Genomic DNA, 25,320 nt, shown 5'->3' on the forward strand with positions numbered 1-25,320 from the left:
CAACCCCAACCGCTGGCGCGCAGCTACCCGCGATTGGACTCGGATCGACGTGGTACATCTCAATCCAGCAAAATCTGACGCCGCAGCGCGGCGTCAAATACAAAGAGCAGCTTAACAGTTAAGGCGACAACTAGCTTGACAGCCACCGGCCGCTGGGGATGAAGCGCACCGCCTACGAAGGCCACGAGCGCGACAAGGCGGCGCGCGCGCTCGGCTATTCGAAGGCGTCGGATGGTTTCAAGCCGGCGCCGCCGCTCAGCATGACGCAGCCCTATGCGGCCGGCTCCCTGGTCTCCACCGTCGACGACCTGGCGCGCTGGGACGCCGCCGTCGGCAGCGGCAAGCTGCTGAAGTCCGCCAGCTGGCAGCGCGCCTTCACGCCCTATACCCTGAGCGGCGGCGCCAGCACCGGCTACGGCTACGGCTGGGAGACCGGCAAGCTGCGCGGCGCCCCGATGATCGGCCATGGCGGCGGCATCAACGGCTTCAACACTTATGCGCTGCGCCTGCCGGCCGAGAAGCTGTATGTGGCGGTGCTGAGCAATGTCGATTCCGGCCTGCCGCCGGCAGGGGAGGCGGCGTACAAGGCGGCCGCGATCGCGATCGGCAATCCCTTCCCCGAGTACAAGGAAGTCAAACTGGATGCGAAGACCCTGGATGCCTATGCCGGCGTCTATCGCGTCGAGGGGAACGACACCCGCACCGTGCGCCGCGACGGCGAGCGCCTGGTGCTGCAGCGCGCCGGCCGGCCGCCGGTGACCCTGCAAGCCTATTCCGAGACCGGCTTCTTCATCCCCGGTTCGCTGCAGTCGATCGAGTTCACCCGCGACGCCCAGGGCCGGGCGACCCAGCTGGTCGTGCACAATCCGACCGCCGACCAGGTCAGCCCGCGCACCGGCGACGCGCCGCCGCCGCGGGTGGCCGTCAAGATCGATCACACGAAATTCGATGCCTACGCCGGCCGCTACCAGCTGGCGCCGAACTTCGCGATCGAACTCAGCCGCGACGGCGACCGCTACTGGACCCAGGCCACCGGCCAGCCGAAGGTCGAGGTGTTCGCCTTGAACGAGCGGACTTTCTTTTCGAATCAGGTGGATGCCGAGCTGCGCTTCGACGATGCGACGCCCGGGCAGCTGGTGCTGGCCCAGGGCGGACGCGAGATCAAGGGGATGAAGCTGCCGTAACGCCGGCCGAATTCCCTGAAATCGGGCATCCGTCGGCATACGGGTGCCCTACGTCGCATCGAAGTGGAAGATAATGTTGCTGCATGCAAATATAGCTTCCATGTCCTCTTCCAAATCCCTTCCGCTCTTCCGGCTCCGCGGCAATACCGCAGTCACCCTTCGCAACGTCGGCCTTCTCACCGCATGGTCGCTGATCGTGGTGGTGGTATGGGGCATGATCATTCTCAGCCTGCGCAGCCTGTCTCCCATCGTCGCCGTACTCGGCTTCGTGCTGGTGCAGGCCGCGTATTTCGCCTTCGCCGTGCGTCTGGGGCGGCCGGCGCCCGCACGGACGGTCTGCCGTTATGCGGCTGCCCTGCAGCTGCAGGCCTTCATCGAGCACACGGCCTTCTGGCTGGTGGCGATCCTGACGCTGCTTGCGATCATCTTCATGAACAGCGATGTCGAGACAGAGGCCCGGATACGCCAGGCCGTCACCGCGCCCGACGCCCTGCAAGGCATGCTGGGCTATCTCGTGACCCTGCCGGCGCTGGCGCTGCTGACCGGCGTATGGCGCCTGCATCATCTCGGCTACACCACCGGCGCGCTGGCCGGTGTCGCCGACGGCAGCCTGCTGCGCAAGTCGGTCCGCCTGGCCGGCGACGCCAGCGAAGTCCACGATACGCTGGTACGCCGGCTGGAGCGCCTGATGGACAGCAGCACCCCCGGCCTCGATCGCCCGCTGACCGGAGGGCTTCCGCGCCTGGTCGCGGTGCGGGAAGCGAACGCGCTGCGTTACGAGCTCATATGGCCGAACTGCAGCCCGAACAAGCTGATGGTCTCGCTCCGCACCGGCGACGACGCGGTGCCGGAAGTGGAGGTGGTGTGCCGGCTGCGCGACGGCATCTATCGCTTCTACCTCTTCGCGCCGCCGGCCGACGCCGTGGCCCAGATGCAGTACATCGAAGCCCACCTGCTGCAGCCCCTGCGCGCCGAGCTCTCGATGCGGTCCGCCGAACGCCAGCGCGACGCCCTGCGCGAGCAGGCGGTCGAAGCCCAGCTGCGCATCCTGCAGGCCCAGATCGAACCCCACTTCCTGTTCAATTCCCTGGCCAACGTGCGCCACCTGTACCGCGAGGATGTCGGCGCGGGCGAGCACATGCTGGATCACCTGATCGCCTACCTGCGCTGCGCGATGGACGACCTGCGGGCCGAGCATTCCAGCGTGCGCAAGGAGATGGAGCTGGCGCGCCACTACCTGACGATCATGCAGATCCGGATGGGCGAGCGCCTCGGCTACACCTTCACCGTCACCGACGCGCTGCTCGAGCACCCATTCCCGCCGGCGATGCTGATCTCGCTGGTGGAGAACGCGATGAAGCACGGCCTGGCCGATGCCGAGCGCGGCACGATCTCGCTGGCGGCCGCCGCGGACGACGCCTGCCTGCGCCTGACGGTGGCCGACGACGGCCGCGGCTTCTCGAGCGTCGGCGGCACCGGCGTCGGCCTGTCGAACATCCGCCGCCGCCTGGAAGCCATGTATGGCAACCGCGCCTGGCTGGAAGTCGGCGCGCCGCCATCCGGCGGCTTTGCCGCCACCATCGTCATTCCCCTCGAACCACCTCCGTAATCCATGCCCACAGCCCTGATCGCCGAAGACGAACCTTTATTGCGCGCCGAACTGAAACAGGCGCTGGCCGAACTCTGGCCGGAACTGCACATCGTCGCCGAGACCGCGGACGGCGCCGCGGCCCTGGCGGCGCTGCGCACCCACGCGCCCGACTTCGCCTTCCTCGACATCAATATGCCCAAGGCCAGCGGCCTGGACGTGGCGCGCGTGCGGCCGCCCGGCACCGTCATCGTGTTCCTGACCGCCTACCACCAGCATGCCCTGGACGCCTTCGACGTCGGCGCGGTCGACTACCTGGTCAAGCCGCTCAACCGGGGCCGCCTGCTGGAGACGATCGCGCGGCTGCAGCTGCGCCAGCAGCCAACCGTGGCGCCCGCGCCCGCCGCCACCACCGATGCGCCCGCGGCGGCAGCGGCGCCGCGCTACCTGTCCTGGATCCAGGCCTCGGTCGGCAGCATCCTGCGTGTGATCACCACCGACGAAGTGATCTTCTTCCAGTCCGAAGCCAAGTACACCAAGGTCGTCACGCCGCAGACCGAGGCCCTGATCCGCATTCCGGTGAAAGACCTCGTGGAGCAGCTCGACCCGCAGGAATTCATCCAGGTCAGCCGTGGCGCCATCGTCAACCGGCGCCGGATCGACGCCGTGCACCGCCGCGAAGGCCAGATGCAGGTGCATCTGAAGGGCCGTGCCGAGGTGCTGAGCGTGAGTTCCGGCTACCAGGGCCAGGACGCTTTCCGCCAGATGTAGCGCCGCCAAATTCCCGGAAAAGCCGTATCCATTCCCGGGAATGCCGTGTTCGTCGCAAGCCCACTGGCGCAGGAAGTTGTCGGTTGGCAATATGCAGATGTCATCAACTGCCAACCGACGAGAGCACACCATGAACTTCCCGCAGCTTATCCGTTCCTCCCTGTTTGCCGTCCTGCTGGGCGGCGTGGCCTCCACGGCCTTCGGCGCCGCAGTCGTGGCCGTCGGCGACGACAACTACACCTATACCGTGACCAACGCCGCCAGCCTCGACGAGGCCAAGGCCGAGGCTCTCGACGAGTGCAGCAAACGCGTCAACAACTGCAGGATCCTGAGCACCCGGGTCCTCCCCGGTGCGATCGCCCTGGCCAAGGGCGACGACGGCATGTTCGCGGCCACCGACGATGCGCCCGAAAAAGCGCGCGCCCGGGCGATGGCCGATTGCCGCAAGAACTACAAGAACTGCAAGTTCTCGGCCCTGTACTGGGAATCGGGCGGCAGCTGGGGCGCCTGGGCTCATGCCAAGGACGATAAAGGACTGCTGGTCGCGACCCAGTTCAGCTACAACTTCGGCAACGAAGCCGAAGCCAGGGCCGATGCCCTCGACGAGTGCGCCAAACAGCAGAAAGGCAAGCCGGTCAAATGCGAAGTAAAGACCCACTTCGGTGAATGGGGCTATGCGGTGGCCGAATCCGCAAGCTACGCGTCGGTGCGCATGGAAGCCAGCATGGAAGCCGCGGTTGCCGCTGCCATGGCGAATTGCAAGGAGGGTGCGAAACCCGGCGAATCCTGCAAGCTGACCGTCAAGGCCTTCAACAGGGGCACGAGCAATGCCCCCGCTTCCTTCGACAAGCTGGCCAGCCAGACCGAGGCCTCACGCAAGGCCAAGGCGCCCGCGCGCCAGGTCGCGACCCGCGCCGTCCAGGCCCTGAGCTGCACCAACCGCTGCGTGAACGGCAGCTGCGTACGCACCTTCGCCAATGGCCGCACCGAGAAATGGCAGGCGCCGCGCGTGTTCGACCCCTTCACCAACGACTGGAAGTGGGACACCAGCAGCTGCGGAGGCTGAGGCGCGGCGCGGTCCTAGCGCGTGCCGGACTGCTCCTGCGCCAGCCGCAGCGCCACCTTGTGCCTGAAGTAGCCGTCCTGCACATAGCGGTACAGGTTGGCGCCGGGGCACACGGTCTGTGTTGAAAAATCCCGGTGGCTGGCGATGTGGTCCAGCGGCACATCGTATTTATGCGCCAGCATCGCCATCAGCCGCACCACGGCATCGAGCTGCTGCCGGTTCGGCTCCACTTCCTCGAAGTTGCCGACCACCTCGATCAGCGCATGGCCTGTCGGATCGTATTCCGTGTTGGTGTCGCCGGCGTAGTCGATCTTGCGGCCCTCGTAGATATTGCCGTCGAGGTCGATGATGTAGTGGTAGGGGATGTCCAGCCAGTGCTTGGTGTTGCGCGACCAGGTCTGCAGCTTGCGCAGGTACTGGCGCGGATCGGTGCCCGGCCTGAACGGCTCGCCCTGGTGGTGCAGGGTGATGTGGGTGATGGTCTGGCGATGCGCCAGCGCCGGGTCGGCCGGGGTGCCGCCCCAGGCGGCGACGGGGACGATGCTGCGCTCGACCTCGGGCAAGGTCTGGGCGAAGGCGGCGGTGGCGGCGAGCAGCAGGGAGAGGGCGAGGGCAGGGCGGATCGTCATTGCGGGTCATGCGCCGGAGCGCGATATAAAGCTGATAAGCTAGGCGCGACAATAACATAGCGAGCCCAGCATGCGAACCATCGAACAGATCCTGAAATCCGCCAAGACCGTCGCCGTGATCGGCATGTCGAACAAACCCGAACGCGCCAGCCACGAGGTGGCCGACTACCTGCAATCCCGGGGCTACGAGATCCTGCCCGTGAATCCGGCCTACGCCGGCCAGCAAATCCTCGGCCGCCCGGTCTACGCCACGCTGCAGGAAGCCGCCGATGCGCTGGCGAAGGAGGGCCGCCGCATCGACGTGGTCGACGTCTTCCGCAAGTCCGAGGACGTGCCGCCGGTCGCCAAGGACGCCATCGACGTGCGCGCTGGCGTGCTGTGGATGCAGCTCGGGATCGAGAACCAGGCCGCGGCCGACCTGGCGCGCGCCGCCGGCCTGGAGGTCGTCATGAACCACTGCATGCTGATCGAGCACCGCAAGCTCGACGCCCAGGCATGAACGCCCGCGAGCGCTTCCGCGCGCCGAAGAAGGTCGAGCTGCGCGACGAGGACGCCGGCCTGACGCCGCTGCGCGAGAAGAACGGCAACGGCGGCGCCAAGCAACGCGAGCGAACGCTGACTGATGAGCTGATCGGCCAGGTGGCCCGCTTCCAGGAGATGCTGTACGCCAGCCGCAAGCAGAAACTGCTGCTGGTCCTGCAGGGCATGGACACCGCCGGCAAGGACGGCACCACGCGCGCGCTGTTCTCCCAGATCAGCCCCATGGGCATCCAGGCAACCGGCTTCAACGCACCGACCGAGCGCGAGCGGGCCCACGATTTCCTGTGGCGCATCCACGCCCATGTGCCCGGCAACGGTCTGATCGCGGTCTTCAACCGTAGCCACTACGAGGATGTGCTGGTACCGCGCGTGCTGGGCGACATCGATGGCAAGGAGACCAAGCGCCGCTACGCCCACATACGCGACTTCGAGCGCATGCTGGCGGAATCCGGCACCACCGTGATCAAGATCTTCCTGCATCTGTCGAAGGAGGAGCAGAAGAAGCGGCTGCAGGAACGCCTGGATGACCCGGAAAAGCACTGGAAGTTCGACCCGACCGACTTGGCCGTGCGCTCGCAATGGGACGCTTACCAGCGCGCCTACGAGGATGCGATCGCCGCGACCGACCTCGGCCATGCGCCCTGGTACATCGTGCCGGCCGATTCCAAGACCCACCGCAACCTGATCGTCGCGCATTTGTTGTTGGAGACCATGCAGGCCATGAATCTGTCGTGGCCGGCGCCGAAGGCCGACCTCGCGAAGGTCAAGGTGGAATAGAATGGGATTTTATTAATCCTTTTCTCGCCGCCATGTCCAAGACCATCGCCCTGCTGCTCTCCCTCGGCGCCGCCGTCGCCGCCACCGCACCTGTCCAGGCCCAGAACGCCGCCCCCGCGGCGGCGCCCGCGGCGGCCGCGGCATCCTGCCCGGCCGTGCTGAAGCACACCTTCAAGCGCCTGCAGGACGAGGCGCCGCAGGACCTGTGCCAGTACGCCGGCAAGGTGGTGCTGGTGGTGAACACGGCCAGCTACTGCGGTTTCACCCCGCAATACCAGGGCCTGGAAGCCCTGTACGCCAAGTACGCGGCGCGCGGCCTGGTGGTGCTGGGCTTCCCGTCGAACGACTTCAAGCAGGAATCGGAAGACGCCAAGAAGATCGCCGACCTCTGCTACAACACCTATGGCGTGAAATTCCCGATGTTCGCCAGCACCCAGGTGACCGGCGCGAACGCGAATCCGCTGTACGCCGAGCTCATCAAGGCAACCGGCAACCAGCCGAAATGGAACTTCAACAAGTACCTGATCGACCGTAACGGCAAGGTGCTCGAGTACTTCCCGAGCAAGGTGACGCCGCAGGATGCGGCGCTGGTGTCGAAGATCGAGCAGGCGCTGGGCGGCTGAGCCCGCGCTAGCGCAGCCAGGCGGCGCGTACCTCGTCGACGCAGCGCCGGCGCGAACTGCGCGCCACCTCGTGCGGGGCGAAGGGCGCGCTGACGCGGTCRAGCAGGTCGACCGCGGCCGCCAGCTGCCGGCGCTGTTCCTCATCCAGCCCCTGCTGCGCGCCCAACGCCGTCAGTTCACGGATCAGGACGATGGCCGCCTCCTTGGCCGCGATCTCTTCCGGCAGCCCGGCGCGGGTGCACAGGCCATAGCTACCGTCCAGGAAGTGCCGCCATTCCGACGCGATGTGGGCATCGCCGCCCAATCCGTCAGCGGCCGCGGGCAGGCCGTCGTCGCCGAGCCGCGCCAGCCGGCGCCGGTAGCGCGAGGCGAAGATCGCGTAGGCCTCGCGCGGACCGTCCAGCGCTGCCAGCAGGCCGGCCCAGGCGGGCGCACCTTGCGGGTACCAGTCGATCGCGTGCTGCTCGCCGTGCGGGCCGAAAAAGGAATCGCAGGAGAGCTCGACACGCAGGCGGTAGGCGGGCCGCGGCATCATGCCGCGTTCCTGCAGCTCGCCCAGGCGGACGTCGTCGATGCCGCAGCGCGCCAGCAGCTGCCCGCGGGTCAGGAAATGGGTGTTCAGGTAATCGATCAGTTTCATGCCCGCCATGCTAGGGCAGGCGGGCAGGACCATGCTTCGGTCAGCGCCGAATCGTCGCCCGCAACGGTCCGCGCAAGGCATTGCAGACCACGATCTCCTGGGCGCGCTCCAGGGTCTCGCGCGAGATCGGGCATTCGATCGCATTCCAGGCAGGATCGTCCAGCAGCACGGCCCGCATCACGCCGGGCAGCACGCCGGACGACAGCGGCGGCGTGTACCAGCGTTCGCCGACCCGCACGAACACGCTGCTGCGGCCGCCCTCGGCCAGTTCGCCGCGCTCGTTGAAGAACAGGGTGTCGAAGGCGCCTTCGTTTTCGGCCTGCTTCCAGGCGGCGTCGTAGCGGCTGCGGATGGTGGTCTTGTGGCGCGCGAACAGGGCATTGGAGTCGACCGGTTCGCTTGATAACAGCACCTCGACCGGGCCTTCCAGCGGCGTCAGCGGCGCCGTCTGCACGACGACCTCGCCGTCCGGCTGCAGCGCCAGGCGCAGGCGGTGCGGGGTGTGCTCGGGCAGCACGGCGCAGGCGGCGATTGCGCCGGCGCGCGCCAGTTCCTCGGCGAAGGGATAGCCGAAGTAGGCGCTGGAAGCCCGCAGCCGCGCCAGGTGGCGTTCCAGGTGGCGGCAGCCTTCCTCGCGGGTGGCGTACATGGTCTCGAAGATCTGGAAGCCGTTCGGCAGCCCGGTCAGGAAGCCCGCCTTCAGCCGGCACTCGGCATATTCGGCGGCGGGATCGCTGTCGTAGACGATGCCGGCGCCGACCCCGAGTTCGCCGTGGCGCACGCCGTTGTGCTCGGGCTGCAGCACCAGGGTGCGGATCGGCACGGACAGGCAGAAGTCGCCGAAGCGCGCGCCGGCCAGGGCAGCCGAGTGGGCGCCGAAGGCCGGCGGATCGATCCAGCCCAGCGCGCCCGTATAGATGCCGCGCGGGGCCGGCTCCAGCTCGTGGATGATCTCCATGGTGCGGCGCTTCGGTGCGCCGGTGATCGAGCCGCAGGGGTAGAGCGCGTCGAAGATGGCGTCCAGCCCGGTGCAGTCGGCCAGCTGGGCCTGGACGGTCGAGGTCATCTGCAGCACGCTGCTGTAGCGGCGCACCTCGAACAGGGCCGGCACGCCGACGCTGCCGGTGCGCGCGATCCGTCCGAGGTCGTTGCGCAGCAGGTCGACGATCATCAGGTTCTCGGCGCGGTTCTTCGGATCGGCCGCCAGCGCCGAGGAACGCACGGCATCGATGTCCTGGTCGCCGCTGGCCGGTGCGGTACCTTTCATCGGCCGCGCCAGCAGGCGGCCGGCGTCGTGGCGCACGAACAGTTCCGGCGACAGCGACAGCACCACACGGCCGTCCGGCAGGGCGATCAGGGCGCCGTAGGGCACCGGCTGGCGCTCGCGCAGGCGCGCGTACAGGGCGTAGATGGAACCGAAGGCGTCGAAGCGGATCCGGTAGGTGTAGTTGACCTGGTAGGTGTCGCCGGCGGCGATGTAGTCGCGGATGCGCCCGATGGCGCGGGTGAAGGCGGCTTCGTCGACATTGCTGCGCACATCGGCGATCCCGGCCGGGCCGCCGGCGCCGGCGCGTTCGTCCAGCCAGCTCTTCACTTCTCCTGCCGACAGCAGCTCGACGCCGCGGAACAGCAGCACCTGGGCCAGCGGCGCATCCTGGACCGCGGCCGGYGGCACGATGCCGAGCAGCTGTTCGCCGAGCTCATAGCTCAGCACCGGCACCGCGTACAGGCCGGTCGCCAGCGCTTCCTGCAGGCGCGCCAGCAGCGCCGGCCATTCCTGCACCGTGTGGCAGGCCAGCATACCGGCGTAGTCGCGGTACAGGCGCGAGCGGGAAGGCGGATTACCGTCTGCGCTCGCGTCGTCGAGCAGGGCAAAGATGCCGTCGTCCATTCGGGCTCCCGGGTCAGGCGGCCAGCAGCAGCGACAGTTGCAGGGCGCTGTTTTCCGCCGGGTGCTGGCGGAAGCCGCTCTTGGCAAAGCGGTGCCAGCGTCCGGTCACATAGGACACCAGCAGGCTGGCGCGCGCACCCACGTCTTCCTCGCGGCCGTGGCCCTGGGTGACGGCCACCCGCAGCGCGCCCTTGAACGCCAGTTCGACCTTGTCGTAGAACTGGTTCATGCGCAGTTGCAGGCGTTCGTCCTCGCCCACCAGGGCGTCGCCGATCAGTACCCGGGTCATGCCGGGATTATTCGCCGAGAACAAGAGCAGCATCTGCAGCATCGCATGCGCCTGGGCCACGCCGTCGTCTTCGCGTTCCGTGATCTGGTTGCACACGCCGAAGACGCTGGACTCGATGAACTCGATCAGGCCTTCGAACATTTGCGCCTTGCTGGCGAAGTGACGGTACAGCGCCGCCTCCGATACCGCCAGTTTCGCGGCCAGTGCCGCGGTCGTGATCTTCTCCCCCTTCGGGTGCTCCAGCATGGCCGCCAAGGCCTGGAGGATCTGCAGTTTTCGTTGTCCCGGCTTGGTGCTTGCCATGTTCTCGTGGTGCTCCGTATTCAGGTCGAAATTCATGTCGATGAGCGCAGCCGGCGCAGGTGTGCCGGCAACTGAACTACGGATTTTACTTTGACATCGACATAGGCGGGTCGTTTTAGCATTTTCGGCAGGGGGGCTTTACCGCTCGGATCGGCGTAGCGCAGGTATTGCGTGACCCAGGCGGTGCGCATGCCGACGCGTTTGGCGTGCTTCAGGTTGACGAGGGTGTCCTCGACCAGCACGCAGCGCTGCGGCGCCAGCCGGTGCTTGCGCAGCAGGCGCCGCAGCATCAAGGTCGACGGCTTCGGCCGCAGCTGGCGGTGCACGTGCATGTCCTCGATCGCGATATGGTGGGCAAAGTGGCGCTGCAGGCCGATATGGCGCAGCACCTCGGTCGAATACGCGGTGGGCGCATTCGTCAGCAGGATCTTGCGGCCGGGCAGGCGCTTCAGCACGCGCGACAGGCCGCGTTCCCAGCGCACCATGTCCTGCAGGGCTTTCAAGTCGTGGGTCTCGCGCAGGAAGTCGGCGGCGTCGACCTGGTGGTGGCGGATCATGCCGAGCAGGGTCGCGCCGTAGCGCTTCCAGTAGCCGAGCCGGGCCGCATTCACCGCTTCCTGGCTGGCCGGCGTGGTGCCGTCGCCGAGCACGCGCGCGATATAGGTGTTCATGTTGGCGCTGATTGCCGGAAAGATCGCGTGGGAAGCGTCGTGCAGGGTGTTGTCGAGGTCAAACAGCCAGACGAGGGAGGAGGGAGTAGGCACGGCAAGCTTTGCAAGAGGAGGCAGCCTTGCATTATATCGACACCGCTCGTGTCGCATCTCCCTCAGGGGAGATCCTCCTGTACCTGAAAAGAAAAAAGGCCCGACAAGTCGGACCTTTTCTCTTCGATTCTGGCGGAGCGGACGGGGCTCGCCCACGTCCCGCGGGCCGCGGAATCGCTTGCAAGCGATTCCCTTCGAGCCCCAAACCGGGTCTCCCGCAGGGGAGACCCTCCTGTAGCTAAAAAGAAAAAAGGCCCGAACAAGTCGGACCTTTTTTCTTCGATTCTGGCGGAGCGGACGGGGCTCGAACCCGCGACCCCCGGCGTGACAGGCCGGTATTCTAACCAACTGAACTACCGCTCCAGATGGTGCCCTTGACGTGGATTGAACACGTGGCCTCTCCCTTACCAAGGGAGTGCTCTACCACTGAGCTACAAGGGCATCGTTCTTCCATTTTGCAGCGACTTGAACCGCTGCAAAATTTCAGTGAGACCGGATCATAGTGCCAAAGGCCTGTTCGGTCAAGACTTCCAGCAACAAACTGTGTTCGATGCGCCCGTCGATGATGTGCACGGTATTGACGCCGGACTTGGCGGCGTCCAGTGCCGACGAGATTTTCGGCAGCATGCCGCCGGAAATCGTACCGTCCGCGAACATCTCGTCGATCTCGCGCGCCGACAGGTCGGTGACCAGATTGCCCTGCTTGTCCTGCACACCGGCGATGTTGGTCATCATGATCAGCTTTTCGGCCTTCAGGATTTCCGCGATCTTGCCGGCGACGACGTCGGCATTGATGTTGTAGGCCTGGCCATCCTGGCCGAAGCCGATCGGTGAGATGATCGGAATGAAGGCGTCGTCCTGCAGGGCCTTGACCACGGCTGGATTGATCGCCTCGATTTCGCCGACGAAGCCGATGTCGAGGAATTCGCCCGGCTTTTCCTTGTCCGGCATCGCCATGCGGCGTGCGCGGATCAGGCCGCCGTCCTTGCCGGTCAGGCCGACCGCCTGGCCGCCGTAGTGGTTGATCAGCATGACGATGTCCTGCTGGACTTCGCCGCCCAGCACCCACTCGACCACTTCCATGGTTTCTTCGTCGGTGATGCGCATGCCTTGCACGAAGGTGCCCTGCTTGCCGATCTTTTTCAGGGCGTTGTCGATCTGCGGACCGCCGCCATGCACCACCACCGGGTTCATGCCGACCAGCTTCAGCAGGATGACGTCGCGCGCGAACCCGTGTTTCAGGCGTTCGTCGGTCATCGCGTTGCCACCGTATTTGATGACGATGGTTTTTCCGTGGAAGTTGCGGATATAGGGAAGTGCTTCGGCCAGGATCTGCGCCTTGATCTGCGGCGAGACCGCAGTCAGGTCGTTCTTCTGGTCGTCGCCCGTCATTGTGCTCAGCGTAGCGTTCATTGGGGGTCCAAAAAGAATTTGCGAGATTTTACAGGCAATGGCCCGTCGCAGTGCGCATTATAAAGGCAGCTTGTTGTATTTTCCGGCCCATGCGGCTAAGGTGGGCGCATGAGCATTTGTACACGTTGCGGCGCCGCCTTCGGCTGCGCCATGGTGGACGGCGACGACGGCCCGTGCTGGTGCACCGCCTTGCCGCCGGTCGTACCGGTTCCCGTCGCGCAATCCGGCGCGGAACAGCCCTTGCCCGGCTGCTGGTGTCCGGCCTGCCTGGGCCAGCATATCGCGCAACAGCAACAGGCGTCGTCCGGGAAGGTTTAAGGCCTGCATCGTCAGCGCCGGGTGCGGAAGAAGCGCATCATTTCGCGGCTCGCGTCCGGGCCTTTGCCGTCGGTATAGCTGCCGCGCGCATCGCCGCCCGACCAGGCATGGCCGAAGCCGTGCACCAGCCAGTGTTCCGCATGAATCGTCCCGTCCGGATGACGGTGCACCGTGCGCGTGTAGGCGTGGCCGTCGGGCACCTGGCCCGGCTCGACCGCGACCTGTTCGGCCGCATGGCGCCGCCGGCGCCGGATCAATTCTTCGCCATTCGCCGGGTGCACGGTCGTGTCCTGGTCGCCGTGGAACACGATGATCGGCAGCTCGCGCACCTTGCCGCTTTTCGGACGGCGGAAATCGCCCTTCATGGCGGCCATCGCCGTCGGCAGGTCGTGCGCGGCCGCGAAAGGCAGGCCGGAATGCACGCCCACCGCCGCATACAGCTCCGGATACAGGGTGCCCATGATGGCCGACATCGCGCCGCCGGCCGACAGCCCCGCCACGTACACCTGCTGCGGATCGACGACGTAGCGCGCCATGATGTCGCGCGTCATTCCGGCGATGATGGACGGCTCGCCCTGGTCGCGCTTCTGGTCGATCGCATTGAACCAGTTCCAGCAGCGGTGGGCATTGGCCTGCTGCGACTGGGCCGGATACAGGACCAGGCAATTCCACTCCTCGGCCAGCACGTTCATGCCGGTACCGAGCGCGAAGTCGTCCGGATTCTGGGTGCAGCCGTGCAGCATCACCAGCAGCGGAGACGGCTGGCCGGCATAGGTGCTCGGCACGTAGAGCTTGTAGTCGCGCGTGCCGGCGTCGGCGGTGAACGATCCGTCGATGAAGTGGCCGGGCAGGCCGATCGCGGCCGCGCCGGTGGACAGCGGCGGCACATTGAAGGGATTGACCGACTGGCCGATCCGGCTCAGGTCGGCCAACATGTCGGAGACGGGATCAAAGCTCATCTGGTTCGAGGCCGCTTTCTGTTTTGCCGCCGGGTGCATGCTGGAGGCGGTCTTGATCGATTCGCGCATCACGGTGCGCGCCACGGACGGGCCGCGGCGCATCAGGGAACGGGTCGCGGCGCGCATTTGCGCCAGCAATTTATTACTTAGGGACATCAGCCCTCCTTTGTCGGCGCCATGGCCGGGTTCTCAGTCTTGGTCGGCAAACTTGCATCAACCTTACTGTGCGGGCCAAAGGGTCGAACTCTACGCCCATGAGCTTTCTGGTCAAGCGCGATTCGTCCGGATACGTTAATCTGCCCACCATGCGTCCCGAATTTCAGCCCGGCATCCGCTTCGAGTGGTACTACACGGTACCTGCACGCGCCACGGTGCCTCAGCTCTACCACGATACTCCATTCTGCCTCGACATGCCGGACGTGCTCGCTACCGGCTATATGGTCGGGATGATGGAACTTGCCTGTTTGCACGGCATGATGCCCTATATGGACTGGCCGAACGAACAGAGCCTGGGCACCATGGTCAGCTTCCAGCACGTGGCGCCGACCCCGCCCGGCATGACCCTGCACGTGAAGGGCGAGGTCCTCGAGGTCGACGGCCGCCGCGTGCGCTTCAGGGTCGAAGCCTGGGATGACGTCGAACGCATCTGCGAAGGCATCCACGAGCGCGTCGTGATCGATCCGGCGCGCTTCAATGCCAAACTGGCAGGCAAGATCGAGAAAGCTTCAGCATGACCATGAATCCGGAACAGCAAACCCCCGTCCCATCCCCCTGCATCAACATCTGCCGCATGGTCCCCTCGACCGGCCTGTGCGAAGGCTGCATGCGCACCATCGACGAGATCGTCGCCTGGGGCCGCGCCGACGACGATTACAAGCGCGCCGTGTGGGCCGAAATCCGGCGCCGCGAAGCGCAGCTCTTCGAGTGATGCGGCTGCCGGCCTCGATGCGGGTGTTCGAGCGCGGCTGGCTGTCCGCCAACAACATCCTGTTCAGCGGTCGCGCCGGGACGACCCTGGTCGACAGCGGCTACGTCACGCATGCCGATCAAACCCTGGCGCTGGTGCGGCACGCATTGGACGGCCGCCCGCTGGACCGCGTCGTCAACACCCATCTGCATTCGGATCACTGCGGCGGCAACGCGGCCTTGAAGGACGCCTTCGCTTGCCGCATCGCGATTCCGGTCGCCGAAGCCGACAAGGTCCGGGCCTGGGACGAGGAGGCGCTGAGCTACCGCGCCACCGGCCAGCAATGCACGCGCTTCAGCGTCGACGAGACCATCGCGCCCGGCGATGCGCTGATCATGGGAGACTTGCAGTGGCAGGCACTGGCCGCGCCCGGCCACGATCCGCACGCGCTGCTGTTCTGGTGCGAAGAAGAGGGCATCCTGATCGCCGGCGACGCCCTGTGGCAGAACGGCTTCGGGGTGATTTTTCCTGAACTGGCGGGCGAGCCTGGCTTCGACGAGGTGAGGGCCACGCTCGACCTGATCGCCTCGTTGCGGCCAGGTCTCGTCATTCCCGGCCATGGTGCGCCGTTTGCCGATGTCGACGCCGCTTTGCAGCGGGCTTACGGCCGCCTTGATTATTTGGCTGCCGATCCGGTGCGCAACGCCGAGAATGCCGTCAAGGTGCTGCTGAAATTCCTGCTGCTGGAGCGCCGCAGCATGCCGCTGGCCGAGGTGGAAGCCCTGTTCGGGACCGTGCCGCTGCTGGTGCTGGCGCGTGGCCGCTTCCTGCCGCGTCCGGCCGCCGAACTGGCGCGCTGGGCGGCGCAGGCGCTGGAAAAGGCCGGCGCGGCGCGGCTGCAGGGCGACCTGCTGCTGGACAGTTGAGTGCCGGAATTAGAGCCGAGGATCTAGCACGATCGTGCTTTTTTGACCCTATAATCGGAAAACTGGTCCGATCAACCCCATCCGCGAGAATATCCATGGCGCTGCCTACCGTCCTGCAAGACCTTTCCTTACCCGTCATCGCGTCGCCGATGTTCATCGCCAGCGGCCCCGCGCTGGTCGCCGCGCAATGCAAGGCCGGCATCGTCGGCTCCTTCCCGGCGCTGAACGCACGCCCGGCCGAGCAGCTGGACGTCTGGCTGACCGACCTGCAGCGCGAGCTGGGCGATTACCAGGAAGCGCATCCGGATAAGAAGGTCGGGCCGATCGCCGTCAACCAGATCGTCCACCAGTCGAACGACCGCCTGGCGCATGACGTCGAGGTCTGCGTGAAGCACCAGGTGCCGATCATCATCTCCTCGCTGCGCGCGCCGCCGCAGGAGATGATGGACGCGGTGCACGCCTACGGCGGCATCGTGATGCACGACGTGATCTCGATCCGCCACGCCGAGAAGGCGCTGGAGGCGGGCGTCGACGGCCTGATCCTGGTCGCGGCCGGTGCCGGCGGCCATGCGGGCGCATTGTCGCCGTTCGCGCTGGTGGGCGAGGTGCGCAAATTCTTCGATGGCCCGATCGCGCTGTCCGGCTCGATCGCCACCGGCGACGCCATCCTGGCGGCCCAGGCGATGGGCGCCGACTTCGCCTACATCGGTTCGCGCTGGCTGGCGACGAAGGAATCGAACGTCAGCGATGCCTACCGCGAGGCGATCGTGGGCTCCGCCGCGGCGGACGTCGTGTACACCAACCTGTTCACCGGCGTGCACGGCAACTACCTGAAAAAATCGATCGTGGCGGCCGGGCTGGATCCGGAGAACCTGCCGGTGTCGGACAAGAGCAAGATGAGTTTTGGTTCCGGCAGCGCCAAGGCCTGGYGCGACATCTGGGGCGCGGGCCAGGGTGTGGGGCTGATGGATGACGTGCCGACGGTGGCGGAGATGGTGGAGCGGCTGAAGGCGCAGTATCAGGCGGCTCGGGAGCGCTTGTGCATCAAATGAACGTCGTTCCCGCTTTCGCGGGAATGACCTTGATTACGCCGCAGGTGGTTCTTCCTCCACCTGCTTGTCCTCTTCCTTGATTACCCACAAGCCCGGCAGGTTACGCCAGTAACCATGCGCATCCATCCCGAAGCCCACCACGAACTTGTTCGGGATGGTCAGCCCGACGATATCGGCCTGCACCGGCTTGGCGCGGCCCAGTTCCTTGTCGGCGAATACGGCCAGGATCACTTCGGCCGCGCCCATGTCGAGCAGGCGCTGCTTCACGTGGGCCAGGGTCTCGCCTTCGTCGAGGATGTCGTCGACCACGATGATGGTGCGGCCGGCCACGTTCTGGCGCGGGATCACCTTCCACACGACTTCGCCGCCGCGGTCCAGGTCGCCGTAGCGGGTCACGTGGATGTAGTCGAATTCGAGCGGGAAGCTCAGCTGGGGCAGCAGGTGGCCGGTGAAGACCACCGCGCCGCCCATCACGCCCAGCACCAGCGGGAATTCGCCGGTGGCGTCGGTGTCGAAGCGCTGGTTCAGCACCTCGGCGACGTTCCGCACGGCGGCTTGCACCGTATCGGCGCTGACGAGTTCCTCGGCGCGGGCGAGGAGTTCGCGGGCGCGGGTGTAATGAAAGTCCTGTTCTTGCATGGTTTATTGTGAGAAAAAGAATGCAGCTTCGATTATCCGTCAGAATGCCGCGGACGGTGTTCCTCTTGGCTTGGCGCAGCTGCCGACTGCGCCACATCCTGACGGAGGGGCGTATCATACGCAGCTTGGAGAATCCACAACACACCCGCATCCCCAACATGCCAGCAAATATGCCAGCCAATCAGCCAGCAAACGACACCACCAGCCAGCGCGCCGAACGCCTTGCCCAACTGCGCGCCGCAATGGCGCGCCACCAGGTCGACGCCTTCATCGTTCCTTCCGCCGATCCCCACCTGTCCGAGTATCTGCCAGGCCGCTGGAAGGGCCGCGAATGGCTGTCGGGCTTCACCGGCTCGGTCGGCACCTTCATCGCCACCGGCGATTTCGCCGGCGTCTGGACCGACGGCCGCTACTACACCCAGGCGGAGCAGGAACTGGCGGGCACCGAGATCCGCCTGATGAAGATCCCTTCGGGCGCCAGCCTCCTGCACATCGACTGGCTGGCCGAGACCATGCAGCCGGGCCAGACCGTCGCCGTCGACGCCCGCGTGCTGGGCCTGGCCGTGGCGCGCCTGCTGGAAGACGCGCTGAAGGCGCGCGGCATCCATCTGCGCACGGACCTCGACCTGCTGGACGAGATCTGGAGCGAGCGTCCGGGCCTGCCTTTGGCCCCGCTCTACGAACACGAGGCGCCGTACGCCACCATGGCGCGCGCCGACAAGCTGCACGCCGTCCGCAACGCGATGGCGAAACTCGGCGCCGAGCGCCACTTCATCTCGACCCTGGACGACATCGGCTACCTGTTCAACCTGCGCGGCGCAGATGTCAGCTACAACCCGGTATTCGTCGCGCATGCGCTGGTCGAACCGTCCGGCGCCACCATCTTCGTCGCCGAGGGCAAGGTCCCGGCCGCGCTGGGCGAGCGTCTCGAGCGGGACGGCGTGCGCGTCGCCCCCTACGAGCAGGCGGTCCAGGCCCTGCAGGCGCTGCCGGCCGGCTCCAGCCTGCTGCTCGATCCGCGCCGCGTCACCGCCGGCATGCGCGCCGCCGTGCCCGCGAACGTGCGCGTGGTGGAAGCGATCAATCCGACCACCTTCGCCAAATCGCGCAAGCTGCCGGCCGAAGCCGATCACGTGCGCGACACCATGGAGCAGGACGGTGCCGCCCTGTGCGATTTCTTCGCTCAGCTCGAAGCGCAACTTTCGGATCCGAAGCGCGCGCCGCTCACCGAAGTCATGATCGACGAGCAGATCACGGCCGCGCGTGCGCGCCGTCCGGGCTTCGTCAGCCCCAGCTTCGGCACCATCGCCGGCTTCAACGCCAACGGCGCCATCATGCACTACCGCGCCACCCCGGAGAATTGCGCGACCATCGAAGGCGACGGCCTGCTGCTGATCGACTCCGGCGGCCAGTACCTGGGCGGCACCACCGACATCACCCGCGTGGTCCCGGTCGGCACGCCCTCCGCCGCGCAGAAGCGCGACTTCACCCTGGTGCTGAAGGGGATGATCAACCTGTCGGTGGCGCGCTTCCCGCGCGGTACCAAGGGACCGATGCTGGACGCCCTGGCGCGCGCACCGATCTGGGCCGCCGGCATCGACTACGGCCACGGCACCGGCCACGGCGTCGGCTACTTCATGAACGTGCACGAAGGCCCGCAGGTGATCTCGCCGACCGCCATGCCGGAGCCGCACACGGCGATGGAGCCGGGCATGATCACCTCGAACGAACCGGGCATCTACCGCCCGGGCCGCTGGGGCATCCGCATCGAGAACCTGGTGCTGGCCCAGGTGGTCGAGAACACCGAGTTCGGCGAATTCCTCGGCTTCGAGACGCTGACCCTGTGCCCGATCGACACCCGCTGCATCGACATGACCCTGATGCGCGGCGACGAGGTCGCGTGGCTGAACGACTACCACCGCAGCGTGCGTGCGCGCCTGCTGCCGCTGGTCGACGGCGCCGCGCGCGACTGGCTCGAACTGCGTACGAAGGAGATCTGAGATGGCGGCCGGCGTCCGTTCCACCCGCGCCAGCGCCGCCGTCGAGCGCCTGAAAAGGCGCACCGGCACCACCACCTATTCGATGGCGCGTACCGGTGACGGCCACTTCTTCCTGTCCGAGAAGGCCGGCGCGCCGCCGCTGTGCCCACCGATGGAGCTGGACGACTTCGTGAAATTCGTCGACGGCCTCGGACCGCAGCCCGAAAAGCGCATCACCAAGAACGATGCCGCTTTCGAAAAGCAGCTGGTGAGGAAGAAGCAGCCTTGAATCCAACCGTCGTGCACGACCCGGTGATGACCGTGTCCGAGGTGATCCGGGCCTACTGGTCGCATGCCGAGCTGCTGACCAACGCCCTGGTGCTGCTGCACCTGCTGGGCGCGTTGCTGCTGGGCCTGATGGTCGGCTACGAGCGCTCCTATCACGGGCGCGCGGCCGGCATGCGCACCTATGGCCTGGTGTGCATGGCCTCGTGCGCGCTGACCGTCATCGCCGGTTATCCGAACTCCTGGTATGGCGGACATGGCGCCGCGGTGGCGCTGGTCGATCCGACCCGCGTGATCCAGGGCGTGGTCACCGGCATCGGCTTCCTCGGCGCCGGCGTGATCATGCGCTCGGGCTTCAACATCAGCGGCCTTACGACGGCCGCTTCGATCTGGGCCTCGTCGGTGATCGGCATCATGGTCGGCGTCGGCTTCTACATGGCGGCGATGGGCCTGGCCTTTTTCTCGGCCATGATCATGATCTACCTGAACCGCGCGGTGAGTACGCTGCCGTCGCGCCAGGCGGTGGCCGTGACCTTGCGTTTCAAGCCCGGCGTGCGTCCGCAGGAAAACGAGCTGCGCAAACAGGCCCTGAACCGCGGCTACGAGATCGCCGGCGGCTCGCTCACCATCGGCAGCGACAAGGGCTGCCAGGAGTGGCGCTTCGTGGCGCTGGCGCTGGCCAACCACGCCGGCGCGCCGCTGTCGTCGCTGGCCACGGAACTGTCGAACTTCGAAGGCGTGGACGGCTTCCTGCTCTCGCACGCCCGCAACTGATATGGAAAACAAGATGAAAGCCCAGGAAGTACTCGATTTCTGGTTCGGTCCCCCCGGCAGCGAGATTGCTTGCGGACCGCGCCGCGAATGGTTCGTCAAGAGCGACGCTTTCGACGACCGGATCAGGCAGCGCTTCGGCACGGCCATCGACCAGGCCATCGCCGGCGGCCTGCGCGAGTGGGATGCAGAAGGACCGCAAGGCGTGCTCGCGCGCCTGCTGGTGCTCGACCAGTTCACGCGCAATGCCTGGCGCAATACGCCGCAATCCTTCGCCGGCGATACGCTGGCCCTGGCTTGCGCGCGCCAGCTGGTCGACAGCGGCGCGCACAAGGAGTTGCCGCCCCTGCAGCGCGCCTTCGTCTACATGCCCTTCGAGCATGCCGAGGATGCGTACATGCAGGAGCGCGCGGTCGAGCTGTTCACCAACCTGGCCGCCGAACACCCGGGCTTCGACGAGATGCTCGACTATGCGCACCGCCACCGTGGCGTGATCGCACGCTTCGGCCGCTTCCCGCACCGTAACGAGATCCTCGGCCGCGCATCGACGCCGGAGGAGATCGAATTCCTGCGCCAGCCCGGCTCGCGCTTCTGATGACAGCCACCCTGAACATCGTCGGCGGCGGCCACGTCGGCCGCGCGCTGGGCCGCCTGTTTTATCGACGCGGCGTATTCGAGGTGCAGGATGTGCTGGCCCGCTCCCAGGCCAGCGCGCAGGCGGCGGTGGATTTCATCGGCGCCGGTCGCGCCGTCGCGTCGTCCGAGGCGCTGCGTCCGGCTTCCGCGTGGATGCTGGCCGTATCCGACGACAGCATCGGCGAGGTCGCGCGCCTGCTGGCTTCACGTGGCGGGTGGGAGGGCGCGGTGGTGTTCCACTGCAGCGGCGCCAAGGCCTCCACTGAACTGGAGCCGCTGCGCGCCGCCGGCGCCGTGGCCGCCAGCGTGCACCCGGTGCGCAGCTTCGCCGATCCGCGCCAGGTGGCCGAGGCTTTCGACGGCACCTTCTGCGGCGTCGAAGGAGACGCCGATGCGCTGGCAGTGCTGAACCCGGCCTTTGCGAGCATCGGCGCGCGCATGGTGGCGATCGATGCCAGCGCCAAGACCGTGTATCACGCGGCTTCGGTGTTCGCCTCGAACTACCTCACCACGGTGCTCGACGCCGCCCTGCGCGCCTGGCAGGCGGCCGGGATTCCGGAGGACGTGGCGCGCGAACTGGCGCGGCCGCTGGCCACCGAGACCCTGGCCAATGTGTTCCGGCTGGGAGCGGAGACCGCGCTGTCCGGACCGATCGCGCGTGGCGACGCCGCCACCGTGGCGCGCCAGCAGGCCGCCGTCGAGGACTGGGACCCGGCCACCGGCGTGCTCTACGAAGCTCTGGCCGGCGCTACCTGGGACCTCGCGCGGCGCAAGCACGCTGGCCGGGCCTGATATTAAGCATAAGTTTTTCTTATTCATGGAGAAGGTGACATGCATCTGACCGCGTGGGCCACGCTGGCCGTGCTCGGCGTCTATTTCTGGACCGGCGTGATGGCCGGTGTGGCAAGGGCAAAATACAAAGTGCCGGCGCCCGGCATGGACGGCCCCTTGCCCTTCCAGAGCGCGCAACGAGTACAGGCCAATACCCTCGAGCAGCTGCCGCTGGTGCTGGCGCCGCTGTGGCTGTGCGGGACGTATCTGGGCGATACCTGGGCGGCGGCCGGCGGCCTGCTGTGGTGCCTGGGACGCGTCCTGTACGCGCTGGGTTATTACCGCGATCCGAGCAAGCGCGAAGCCGGTTTCGTCATCGGCATGCTGGCCTGCGGCGCCCTGGTCGCGGGCAGCGCGGTCGGTCTGCTGTTGCACTAGAGCAAAAATTCAACATCGTTCCGTCGACAAAGTTCCCATAGTGCAATAAGCTGGGCAACCTACGACCATGGAGGATCGCATGCTGTTTTTGAAGAGTACCAGCGTCACCAAAGCGCCGGGCATTTACGAAGTCGATGTCGCCGCCAAACCGCCGGGCAAGACCTTCGGCGTCTTCCTGGCCACCGACCCCGACAATCCGCCGAATGCCGTGCTGGCTGCGCTGCAGGAACTTGGTTTCCAGAATACCTTCCAGCAGAGCTATATCCATAAAGACAAAGGCAAGGTGCTCGACCTGCACTTCCAGAAAGACGGCACCGATCTGTTCAAGGGCTGGAAGATGGAGGAATGCACCGGCAACCTGGCGGCGCTGGATACTTTGTTTGGTAACTTCGGCATTACCGTCACGCCGCGTGTGATGAGCCTGGCGGAAGCCTACGCCTGACCGACCTTCCCGCGAAAGCGGGAATGACGCGTCAGCGCACTTCAACGTGATACAAAGCCCAAGGGCAAGCCGCAAAGCGCTGCGGCAGCGGCAGCGCGGCCATCTCCGGCACCCGGTCGGCGTCATACACCGCCCATAGCGGTCCCAATCCCCCCAGCGGCATCGGTTTCCCATCCACGTGCGTGGCGAGGATGAAGCGCCGTGCGCGCGCCTGCGCCAGCGGCAGCTCGACGTTGTAGCCGTCCACCGCGCGCAGCACCAGCACCGTCTTGTCCTCCAGCCTGGCGCCGGCGCGCGCCAGCACGTCCGTCAGCAGCGGACCGCGCAGCGCATGCGTCTTGCCGTCGTATTCCAGGGTCGGGCGGATCGTGAGCGCGGGCAGGGCGCGCAGGGCGGCCTCGTCGAACACCCAGGCCTTGCGGAAGCCGACCCCGTGCTTGTGCATCATCTGGTCGAGCACCGGGTCGAAGGGGCCGCGGTTGCTGTGGGCGAGCGCGCCGGTGACCGTCAGCAGGGCCGGTCCGTCCGGCAGTGCCGGCAGGGAGGTGGAGGCGGCCCGGCCGGCGAGCGGGAAGGCGCCGGCCGCTGCCGCCGCGCCGAGGAACTGGCGTTTGTTCATGCGAAAATGTCCTGTCGATGGGATCCCGCCATCATAGCTTTCACATTGTCGTATTGTCTCGATGGACCTGTTTTCTCTTGATGCCGGCCTGCAGCCGATTCCGATCGAGGATGGCGAGCTGGCGCTGCTGTCCCGGCTGCCCCTGCCGATCCCGAATGCCGAGGTCTTCGCGCGCCTGTTGCGCGAGACCGCCTGGCGCCACGAAACCATCGTCGTGTACGGCAAGCGCCACCTGCAGCCGCGCCTGACGGCCTGGTATGGCGAGGCCAGCTATACCTATTCCGGCCTGCGCCTCGAACCGCTGCCGATGACGCCGCTGCTCGAGCAATTGCGCGGCGCAGTCGAAGCCGCCACCGGCCACCGTTACAACAGCGTGCTGCTGAACCATTACCGCGACGGCGGCGACAGCATGGGCATGCACAGCGACGACGAGCCGGAACTGGGCCCGCAACCTGTCATCGCCTCGCTCAGCTACGGCGCCGCCCGGACCTTCATCCTGCGCCACAAGCGCAGCAAATGCACCGTCAAATTCGATCTCGCGGACGGCAACCTGCTGCTGATGGCCGGTGCTCTCCAGCAGCACTGGCTGCACGGCATCAACAAGACTGCAAAACCGACAGGACCCAGGCTCAACCTCACTTTTCGTTACATCGCCTAATTTCTAGGCAACTGCTGTCAATATCGCCCATTTTATTACTGAATAATGGGTCATTAAGTTACATCTGATTACAGTTCTTACGAAATGGGCACTGACTTGAGGATTTGGCACTGTTATCTTGGCTACATCGCGATGCACTTTACATCGCGAATCAGACGAACCAGATAAAGGATGCCGAATATGAAAAAGCTCATCGTTGCACTGATCGCAGGCGCCGCCGCCATGTCCGCAGCACAAGCCCAGAACTTCACCGACAACCCGCACGCCTACGTTGGCGTCGGTGTCAGCTCCGCCAAGAACAAGCAGCTGGACGACTACAAGGCCAACGGCAAGATCTACGGCGGCTACGAATTCAACCGCACCTGGGCTGCTGAAGCCGGCTACACCGATTTCGGTACCAACACCTTCGCTAACGGCAACACCAAGGGCAGCAGCTACTACGTGGCTGCCAAGGCGACCATGCCGATCAACGAGCAGTTCTCGGCATACGGCAAAGTCGGTGTCGAACACAGCGAGCGCAAGCTGAACACCGCCGGCCTGAACCTGTCGAGCAACGATACCGGCGCCTACGGTGCCCTGGGCGTGCAGTACAAGCTGAACCAGCAAGTTGCCCTGACCGCCGAATACGAGCGTTATGGCAAGGAGAAGGATATCGGCGCCAAGTCGAACGTGTGGACTGTTGGCGCGCACTACAACTTCTAAACTTGTAGTTGCAGTTCCCAGGGTAAGAACGGAGCCTTCGGGCTCCGTTTTTTTATTGTGCGCCGCTCAGAGCGGCGCCCGCGCCGGCGCATGCAGCGGCGGCATCCAGGGCGGTGGCGCCAGCGGCGGCTGCGGCGCATCGAAGCCGGCGGCGACGAAGCGGTGCAGCGAAGACCACGGCCACTCGGCCGCCTGCTGGCAGAAGCCGTGCCGCATCGGGTTGCTGTGCACGTAGTCGACCAGGGCCGCGTACTCGTCGTCGTCGCCGACGCGGTAGTCGCGGTAGTGGCGTTCCCAGATCGTGGCGTCGGCCGCGCCGGCCAGTGCCAGTCCGGTCTTGTGCAGGGCCTTCGAAAAGGCGATCTTGACCGCGCGCCAGCGGGTGGCGCAATCGTGGTCGCCGGGAGGCAGGGTCCAGATCGCGTGGGCGTGATCGGGCAATACTACCCAGGCATCGACGTGGAAGGGCTTGCGGATCCGTGCCTGGCGCATGGCTTCGCCAAACGCCGAGAAATGGTCTGTCAGCAAAGTGCTATTCCGGTCCAGCAGCCGTACCGTAAAAAAGTAGGTCATGCCGGGAACGCGGTTATCGCGGTAACGTGTCATGAATGATCGTGGCGTGAGCCGATCTCAAGGACGCCCGATTCTACACATGAGATGTGCATAGGGCCGATCCATTTCCGCGCGAAAATTGCGGCGCGCGCACTGCGACAATCAAGCGCCAGCATGGCCCAAAACGT

At 66.1% G+C, this 25,320-nt stretch carries 31 protein-coding genes and 2 tRNA genes; 21 read left to right on the forward strand and 12 right to left on the reverse strand.

All coding sequences use genetic code 11. From position 1 onward, the window contains the following. The first annotated feature begins 158 nt into the window (after window positions 1-158). The 4 genes from AC1DIX_RS22925 (at window position 159) to AC1DIX_RS22940 (ending at window position 4,609) form a co-directional block, all read left to right on the forward strand. Entirely contained in the window at window positions 159-1,184 is a 1,026-nt protein-coding gene (locus AC1DIX_RS22925; RefSeq protein WP_477327669.1) for a serine hydrolase, read from the forward strand. Window positions 1,185-1,284: 100 nt separating this feature from the next. After that, window positions 1,285-2,793: a histidine kinase gene (locus tag AC1DIX_RS22930; protein ID WP_477327671.1), complete on the forward strand. Its 1,509-nt coding sequence runs from the start codon at window positions 1,285-1,287 to the stop codon at window positions 2,791-2,793. A gap of 3 nt (window positions 2,794-2,796) precedes the next feature. Continuing rightward, on the forward strand, window positions 2,797-3,543 hold the full coding sequence (locus AC1DIX_RS22935) for a LytR/AlgR family response regulator transcription factor (protein ID WP_477327673.1): 747 nt from the start codon (window positions 2,797-2,799) through the stop codon (window positions 3,541-3,543). A 130-nt stretch (window positions 3,544-3,673) separates the two neighbouring features. After that, window positions 3,674-4,609, forward strand: a complete 936-nt coding sequence (locus AC1DIX_RS22940) for a DUF4189 domain-containing protein (protein WP_477327675.1) — start codon at window positions 3,674-3,676, stop codon at window positions 4,607-4,609. A gap of 14 nt (window positions 4,610-4,623) precedes the next feature. Here AC1DIX_RS22940 and AC1DIX_RS22945 read toward each other — a convergent pair whose 3' ends face one another. Beyond that, complete coding sequence (locus AC1DIX_RS22945) at window positions 4,624-5,238, reverse strand: peptidoglycan recognition protein family protein (protein ID WP_477327677.1); 615 nt, start codon at window positions 5,236-5,238, stop codon at window positions 4,624-4,626. Between the two features lie 70 nt (window positions 5,239-5,308). Between AC1DIX_RS22945 and AC1DIX_RS22950 the strand changes: the two genes are divergently transcribed. From AC1DIX_RS22950 to AC1DIX_RS22960, 3 genes are read left to right on the forward strand one after another with little or no spacing between them, the layout of a single operon-like run. Beyond that, entirely contained in the window at window positions 5,309-5,737 is a 429-nt protein-coding gene (locus tag AC1DIX_RS22950) for a CoA-binding protein (protein WP_442123891.1), read from the forward strand. Beyond that, window positions 5,734-6,555: a PPK2 family polyphosphate kinase gene (locus tag AC1DIX_RS22955; RefSeq protein WP_477327680.1), complete on the forward strand. Its 822-nt coding sequence runs from the start codon at window positions 5,734-5,736 to the stop codon at window positions 6,553-6,555. The genes AC1DIX_RS22950 and AC1DIX_RS22955 overlap by 4 nt, the downstream gene beginning before the upstream one ends. A gap of 32 nt (window positions 6,556-6,587) precedes the next feature. Further along, window positions 6,588-7,178 carry a glutathione peroxidase gene (locus AC1DIX_RS22960; RefSeq protein ID WP_477327682.1) on the forward strand — a complete coding sequence of 197 codons (591 nt, stop codon included), beginning with the start codon at window positions 6,588-6,590 and terminating at the stop codon, window positions 7,176-7,178. Between the two features lie 7 nt (window positions 7,179-7,185). On the opposite strand, the gene AC1DIX_RS22965 is transcribed toward AC1DIX_RS22960, so the two are convergent. From AC1DIX_RS22965 to argB, 7 genes are all read right to left on the reverse strand, one after another. Continuing rightward, a complete protein-coding gene (locus AC1DIX_RS22965) occupies window positions 7,186-7,818 on the reverse strand; it encodes a DUF6058 family natural product biosynthesis protein (protein WP_477327684.1) in 633 nt (210 codons plus the stop codon). Window positions 7,819-7,858: 40 nt separating this feature from the next. Next, window positions 7,859-9,709, reverse strand: a complete 1,851-nt coding sequence (locus AC1DIX_RS22970; protein ID WP_477327686.1) for a chorismate-binding protein — start codon at window positions 9,707-9,709, stop codon at window positions 7,859-7,861. 13 nt (window positions 9,710-9,722) lie between these two features. After that, complete coding sequence (gene slmA, locus AC1DIX_RS22975; protein ID WP_442123886.1) at window positions 9,723-10,301, reverse strand: nucleoid occlusion factor SlmA; 579 nt, start codon at window positions 10,299-10,301, stop codon at window positions 9,723-9,725. A 32-nt stretch (window positions 10,302-10,333) separates the two neighbouring features. After that, complete coding sequence (locus AC1DIX_RS22980; protein WP_477327688.1) at window positions 10,334-11,065, reverse strand: pyrimidine 5'-nucleotidase; 732 nt, start codon at window positions 11,063-11,065, stop codon at window positions 10,334-10,336. Between the two features lie 286 nt (window positions 11,066-11,351). Continuing rightward, window positions 11,352-11,428, reverse strand: a tRNA-Asp gene (locus AC1DIX_RS22985). A gap of 3 nt (window positions 11,429-11,431) precedes the next feature. Next, a tRNA-Thr gene (locus AC1DIX_RS22990) sits at window positions 11,432-11,506 on the reverse strand. 42 nt (window positions 11,507-11,548) lie between these two features. Continuing rightward, complete coding sequence (gene argB / locus AC1DIX_RS22995) at window positions 11,549-12,478, reverse strand: acetylglutamate kinase (protein WP_197416498.1); 930 nt, start codon at window positions 12,476-12,478, stop codon at window positions 11,549-11,551. A gap of 108 nt (window positions 12,479-12,586) precedes the next feature. Here argB and AC1DIX_RS23000 point away from each other — a divergent pair, with 108 nt between their 5' ends. Continuing rightward, a complete protein-coding gene (locus AC1DIX_RS23000) occupies window positions 12,587-12,796 on the forward strand; it encodes a cysteine-rich CWC family protein (protein ID WP_477327690.1) in 210 nt (69 codons plus the stop codon). A gap of 11 nt (window positions 12,797-12,807) precedes the next feature. Here the strand turns inward: AC1DIX_RS23000 and AC1DIX_RS23005 are convergent, their stop codons facing one another. After that, window positions 12,808-13,911 carry an extracellular catalytic domain type 1 short-chain-length polyhydroxyalkanoate depolymerase gene (locus AC1DIX_RS23005; protein ID WP_442123881.1) on the reverse strand — a complete coding sequence of 368 codons (1,104 nt, stop codon included), beginning with the start codon at window positions 13,909-13,911 and terminating at the stop codon, window positions 12,808-12,810. A 149-nt stretch (window positions 13,912-14,060) separates the two neighbouring features. On the opposite strand from AC1DIX_RS23005, the gene AC1DIX_RS23010 reads away from it, so the two are divergent. From AC1DIX_RS23010 to AC1DIX_RS23025, 4 genes are all read left to right on the forward strand, one after another. Next, entirely contained in the window at window positions 14,061-14,489 is a 429-nt protein-coding gene (locus AC1DIX_RS23010; RefSeq protein WP_442123880.1) for a thioesterase family protein, read from the forward strand. Window positions 14,490-14,491: 2 nt separating this feature from the next. Continuing rightward, entirely contained in the window at window positions 14,492-14,683 is a 192-nt protein-coding gene (locus AC1DIX_RS23015) for a DUF1289 domain-containing protein (protein ID WP_442123927.1), read from the forward strand. Then, a complete protein-coding gene (locus AC1DIX_RS23020) occupies window positions 14,683-15,588 on the forward strand; it encodes an MBL fold metallo-hydrolase (RefSeq protein WP_477327734.1) in 906 nt (301 codons plus the stop codon). Before AC1DIX_RS23015 ends, AC1DIX_RS23020 begins: the two co-directional genes overlap by 1 nt. Window positions 15,589-15,683: 95 nt before the next feature. Continuing rightward, complete coding sequence (locus AC1DIX_RS23025) at window positions 15,684-16,640, forward strand: NAD(P)H-dependent flavin oxidoreductase (RefSeq protein ID WP_477327692.1); 957 nt, start codon at window positions 15,684-15,686, stop codon at window positions 16,638-16,640. A gap of 33 nt (window positions 16,641-16,673) precedes the next feature. Here AC1DIX_RS23025 and AC1DIX_RS23030 read toward each other — a convergent pair whose 3' ends face one another. Further along, window positions 16,674-17,279 carry a hypoxanthine-guanine phosphoribosyltransferase gene (locus AC1DIX_RS23030; RefSeq protein WP_442123878.1) on the reverse strand — a complete coding sequence of 202 codons (606 nt, stop codon included), beginning with the start codon at window positions 17,277-17,279 and terminating at the stop codon, window positions 16,674-16,676. Window positions 17,280-17,449: 170 nt separating this feature from the next. Here AC1DIX_RS23030 and AC1DIX_RS23035 point away from each other — a divergent pair, with 170 nt between their 5' ends. The 7 genes from AC1DIX_RS23035 to AC1DIX_RS23065 all read left to right on the forward strand — a co-directional run bounded on the left by AC1DIX_RS23035 (window position 17,450) and on the right by AC1DIX_RS23065 (window position 22,601). Continuing rightward, a complete protein-coding gene (locus tag AC1DIX_RS23035; RefSeq protein WP_477327694.1) occupies window positions 17,450-19,279 on the forward strand; it encodes an aminopeptidase P family protein in 1,830 nt (609 codons plus the stop codon). 1 nt (window position 19,280) lies between these two features. Continuing rightward, window positions 19,281-19,547, forward strand: a complete 267-nt coding sequence (locus AC1DIX_RS23040) for a hypothetical protein (RefSeq protein WP_442123876.1) — start codon at window positions 19,281-19,283, stop codon at window positions 19,545-19,547. 26 nt (window positions 19,548-19,573) lie between these two features. Beyond that, complete coding sequence (locus tag AC1DIX_RS23045) at window positions 19,574-20,317, forward strand: MgtC/SapB family protein (protein WP_477327736.1); 744 nt, start codon at window positions 19,574-19,576, stop codon at window positions 20,315-20,317. A 13-nt stretch (window positions 20,318-20,330) separates the two neighbouring features. Next, entirely contained in the window at window positions 20,331-20,909 is a 579-nt protein-coding gene (locus tag AC1DIX_RS23050; RefSeq protein ID WP_442123875.1) for a DUF924 family protein, read from the forward strand. Beyond that, window positions 20,909-21,742, forward strand: coding sequence for a Rossmann-like and DUF2520 domain-containing protein (locus tag AC1DIX_RS23055; protein WP_477327697.1), 834 nt, complete (start codon window positions 20,909-20,911; stop codon window positions 21,740-21,742). The genes AC1DIX_RS23050 and AC1DIX_RS23055 overlap by 1 nt, the downstream gene beginning before the upstream one ends. A gap of 39 nt (window positions 21,743-21,781) precedes the next feature. Next, window positions 21,782-22,159, forward strand: a complete 378-nt coding sequence (locus AC1DIX_RS23060; RefSeq protein WP_442123873.1) for an MAPEG family protein — start codon at window positions 21,782-21,784, stop codon at window positions 22,157-22,159. 79 nt (window positions 22,160-22,238) lie between these two features. Continuing rightward, window positions 22,239-22,601 carry a hypothetical protein gene (locus AC1DIX_RS23065; RefSeq protein WP_442123872.1) on the forward strand — a complete coding sequence of 121 codons (363 nt, stop codon included), beginning with the start codon at window positions 22,239-22,241 and terminating at the stop codon, window positions 22,599-22,601. A 31-nt stretch (window positions 22,602-22,632) separates the two neighbouring features. Here the strand turns inward: AC1DIX_RS23065 and AC1DIX_RS23070 are convergent, their stop codons facing one another. Then, a complete protein-coding gene (locus AC1DIX_RS23070; RefSeq protein ID WP_477327699.1) occupies window positions 22,633-23,220 on the reverse strand; it encodes a putative pterin-binding protein in 588 nt (195 codons plus the stop codon). 61 nt (window positions 23,221-23,281) lie between these two features. Between AC1DIX_RS23070 and AC1DIX_RS23075 the strand changes: the two genes are divergently transcribed. Continuing rightward, a complete protein-coding gene (locus tag AC1DIX_RS23075; RefSeq protein WP_477327701.1) occupies window positions 23,282-23,878 on the forward strand; it encodes an alpha-ketoglutarate-dependent dioxygenase AlkB family protein in 597 nt (198 codons plus the stop codon). Window positions 23,879-24,058: 180 nt separating this feature from the next. Next, a complete protein-coding gene (locus AC1DIX_RS23080; protein WP_477327703.1) occupies window positions 24,059-24,580 on the forward strand; it encodes a porin family protein in 522 nt (173 codons plus the stop codon). Between the two features lie 66 nt (window positions 24,581-24,646). Here the strand turns inward: AC1DIX_RS23080 and AC1DIX_RS23085 are convergent, their stop codons facing one another. Then, complete coding sequence (locus tag AC1DIX_RS23085; protein ID WP_477327705.1) at window positions 24,647-25,186, reverse strand: REP-associated tyrosine transposase; 540 nt, start codon at window positions 25,184-25,186, stop codon at window positions 24,647-24,649. Window positions 25,187-25,320: the final 134 nt, after the last annotated feature.

The sequence above is a fragment of the Massilia sp. 05N420 genome (assembly GCF_056397205.1).

What these genes read in the sequence shown, in the direction of transcription:
- AC1DIX_RS22925 (WP_477327669.1), top strand. Translation starts at nt 159, where the DNA reads ATGAAGCGCACCGCCTACGAAGGCCACGAGCGCGACAAGGCGGCGCGC.
- AC1DIX_RS22930 (WP_477327671.1), top strand. Translation starts at nt 1,285, where the DNA reads ATGTCCTCTTCCAAATCCCTTCCGCTCTTCCGGCTCCGCGGCAATACC.
- AC1DIX_RS22935 (WP_477327673.1), top strand. Translation starts at nt 2,797, where the DNA reads ATGCCCACAGCCCTGATCGCCGAAGACGAACCTTTATTGCGCGCCGAA.
- AC1DIX_RS22940 (WP_477327675.1), top strand. Translation starts at nt 3,674, where the DNA reads ATGAACTTCCCGCAGCTTATCCGTTCCTCCCTGTTTGCCGTCCTGCTG.
- AC1DIX_RS22945 (WP_477327677.1), bottom strand. Translation starts at nt 5,238, where the DNA reads ATGACGATCCGCCCTGCCCTCGCCCTCTCCCTGCTGCTCGCCGCCACC.
- AC1DIX_RS22950 (WP_442123891.1), top strand. Translation starts at nt 5,309, where the DNA reads ATGCGAACCATCGAACAGATCCTGAAATCCGCCAAGACCGTCGCCGTG.
- AC1DIX_RS22955 (WP_477327680.1), top strand. Translation starts at nt 5,734, where the DNA reads ATGAACGCCCGCGAGCGCTTCCGCGCGCCGAAGAAGGTCGAGCTGCGC.
- AC1DIX_RS22960 (WP_477327682.1), top strand. Translation starts at nt 6,588, where the DNA reads ATGTCCAAGACCATCGCCCTGCTGCTCTCCCTCGGCGCCGCCGTCGCC.
- slmA (WP_442123886.1), bottom strand. Translation starts at nt 10,301, where the DNA reads ATGGCAAGCACCAAGCCGGGACAACGAAAACTGCAGATCCTCCAGGCC.
- argB (WP_197416498.1), bottom strand. Translation starts at nt 12,478, where the DNA reads ATGAACGCTACGCTGAGCACAATGACGGGCGACGACCAGAAGAACGAC.
- AC1DIX_RS23000 (WP_477327690.1), top strand. Translation starts at nt 12,587, where the DNA reads ATGAGCATTTGTACACGTTGCGGCGCCGCCTTCGGCTGCGCCATGGTG.
- AC1DIX_RS23005 (WP_442123881.1), bottom strand. Translation starts at nt 13,911, where the DNA reads ATGTCCCTAAGTAATAAATTGCTGGCGCAAATGCGCGCCGCGACCCGT.
- AC1DIX_RS23010 (WP_442123880.1), top strand. Translation starts at nt 14,061, where the DNA reads ATGCGTCCCGAATTTCAGCCCGGCATCCGCTTCGAGTGGTACTACACG.
- AC1DIX_RS23015 (WP_442123927.1), top strand. Translation starts at nt 14,492, where the DNA reads ATGAATCCGGAACAGCAAACCCCCGTCCCATCCCCCTGCATCAACATC.
- AC1DIX_RS23020 (WP_477327734.1), top strand. Translation starts at nt 14,683, where the DNA reads ATGCGGCTGCCGGCCTCGATGCGGGTGTTCGAGCGCGGCTGGCTGTCC.
- AC1DIX_RS23030 (WP_442123878.1), bottom strand. Translation starts at nt 17,279, where the DNA reads ATGCAAGAACAGGACTTTCATTACACCCGCGCCCGCGAACTCCTCGCC.
- AC1DIX_RS23035 (WP_477327694.1), top strand. Translation starts at nt 17,450, where the DNA reads ATGCCAGCCAATCAGCCAGCAAACGACACCACCAGCCAGCGCGCCGAA.
- AC1DIX_RS23040 (WP_442123876.1), top strand. Translation starts at nt 19,281, where the DNA reads ATGGCGGCCGGCGTCCGTTCCACCCGCGCCAGCGCCGCCGTCGAGCGC.
- AC1DIX_RS23045 (WP_477327736.1), top strand. Translation starts at nt 19,574, where the DNA reads ATGACCGTGTCCGAGGTGATCCGGGCCTACTGGTCGCATGCCGAGCTG.
- AC1DIX_RS23050 (WP_442123875.1), top strand. Translation starts at nt 20,331, where the DNA reads ATGAAAGCCCAGGAAGTACTCGATTTCTGGTTCGGTCCCCCCGGCAGC.
- AC1DIX_RS23055 (WP_477327697.1), top strand. Translation starts at nt 20,909, where the DNA reads ATGACAGCCACCCTGAACATCGTCGGCGGCGGCCACGTCGGCCGCGCG.
- AC1DIX_RS23060 (WP_442123873.1), top strand. Translation starts at nt 21,782, where the DNA reads ATGCATCTGACCGCGTGGGCCACGCTGGCCGTGCTCGGCGTCTATTTC.
- AC1DIX_RS23065 (WP_442123872.1), top strand. Translation starts at nt 22,239, where the DNA reads ATGCTGTTTTTGAAGAGTACCAGCGTCACCAAAGCGCCGGGCATTTAC.
- AC1DIX_RS23070 (WP_477327699.1), bottom strand. Translation starts at nt 23,220, where the DNA reads ATGAACAAACGCCAGTTCCTCGGCGCGGCGGCAGCGGCCGGCGCCTTC.
- AC1DIX_RS23075 (WP_477327701.1), top strand. Translation starts at nt 23,282, where the DNA reads ATGGACCTGTTTTCTCTTGATGCCGGCCTGCAGCCGATTCCGATCGAG.
- AC1DIX_RS23080 (WP_477327703.1), top strand. Translation starts at nt 24,059, where the DNA reads ATGAAAAAGCTCATCGTTGCACTGATCGCAGGCGCCGCCGCCATGTCC.
- AC1DIX_RS23085 (WP_477327705.1), bottom strand. Translation starts at nt 25,186, where the DNA reads ATGACACGTTACCGCGATAACCGCGTTCCCGGCATGACCTACTTTTTT.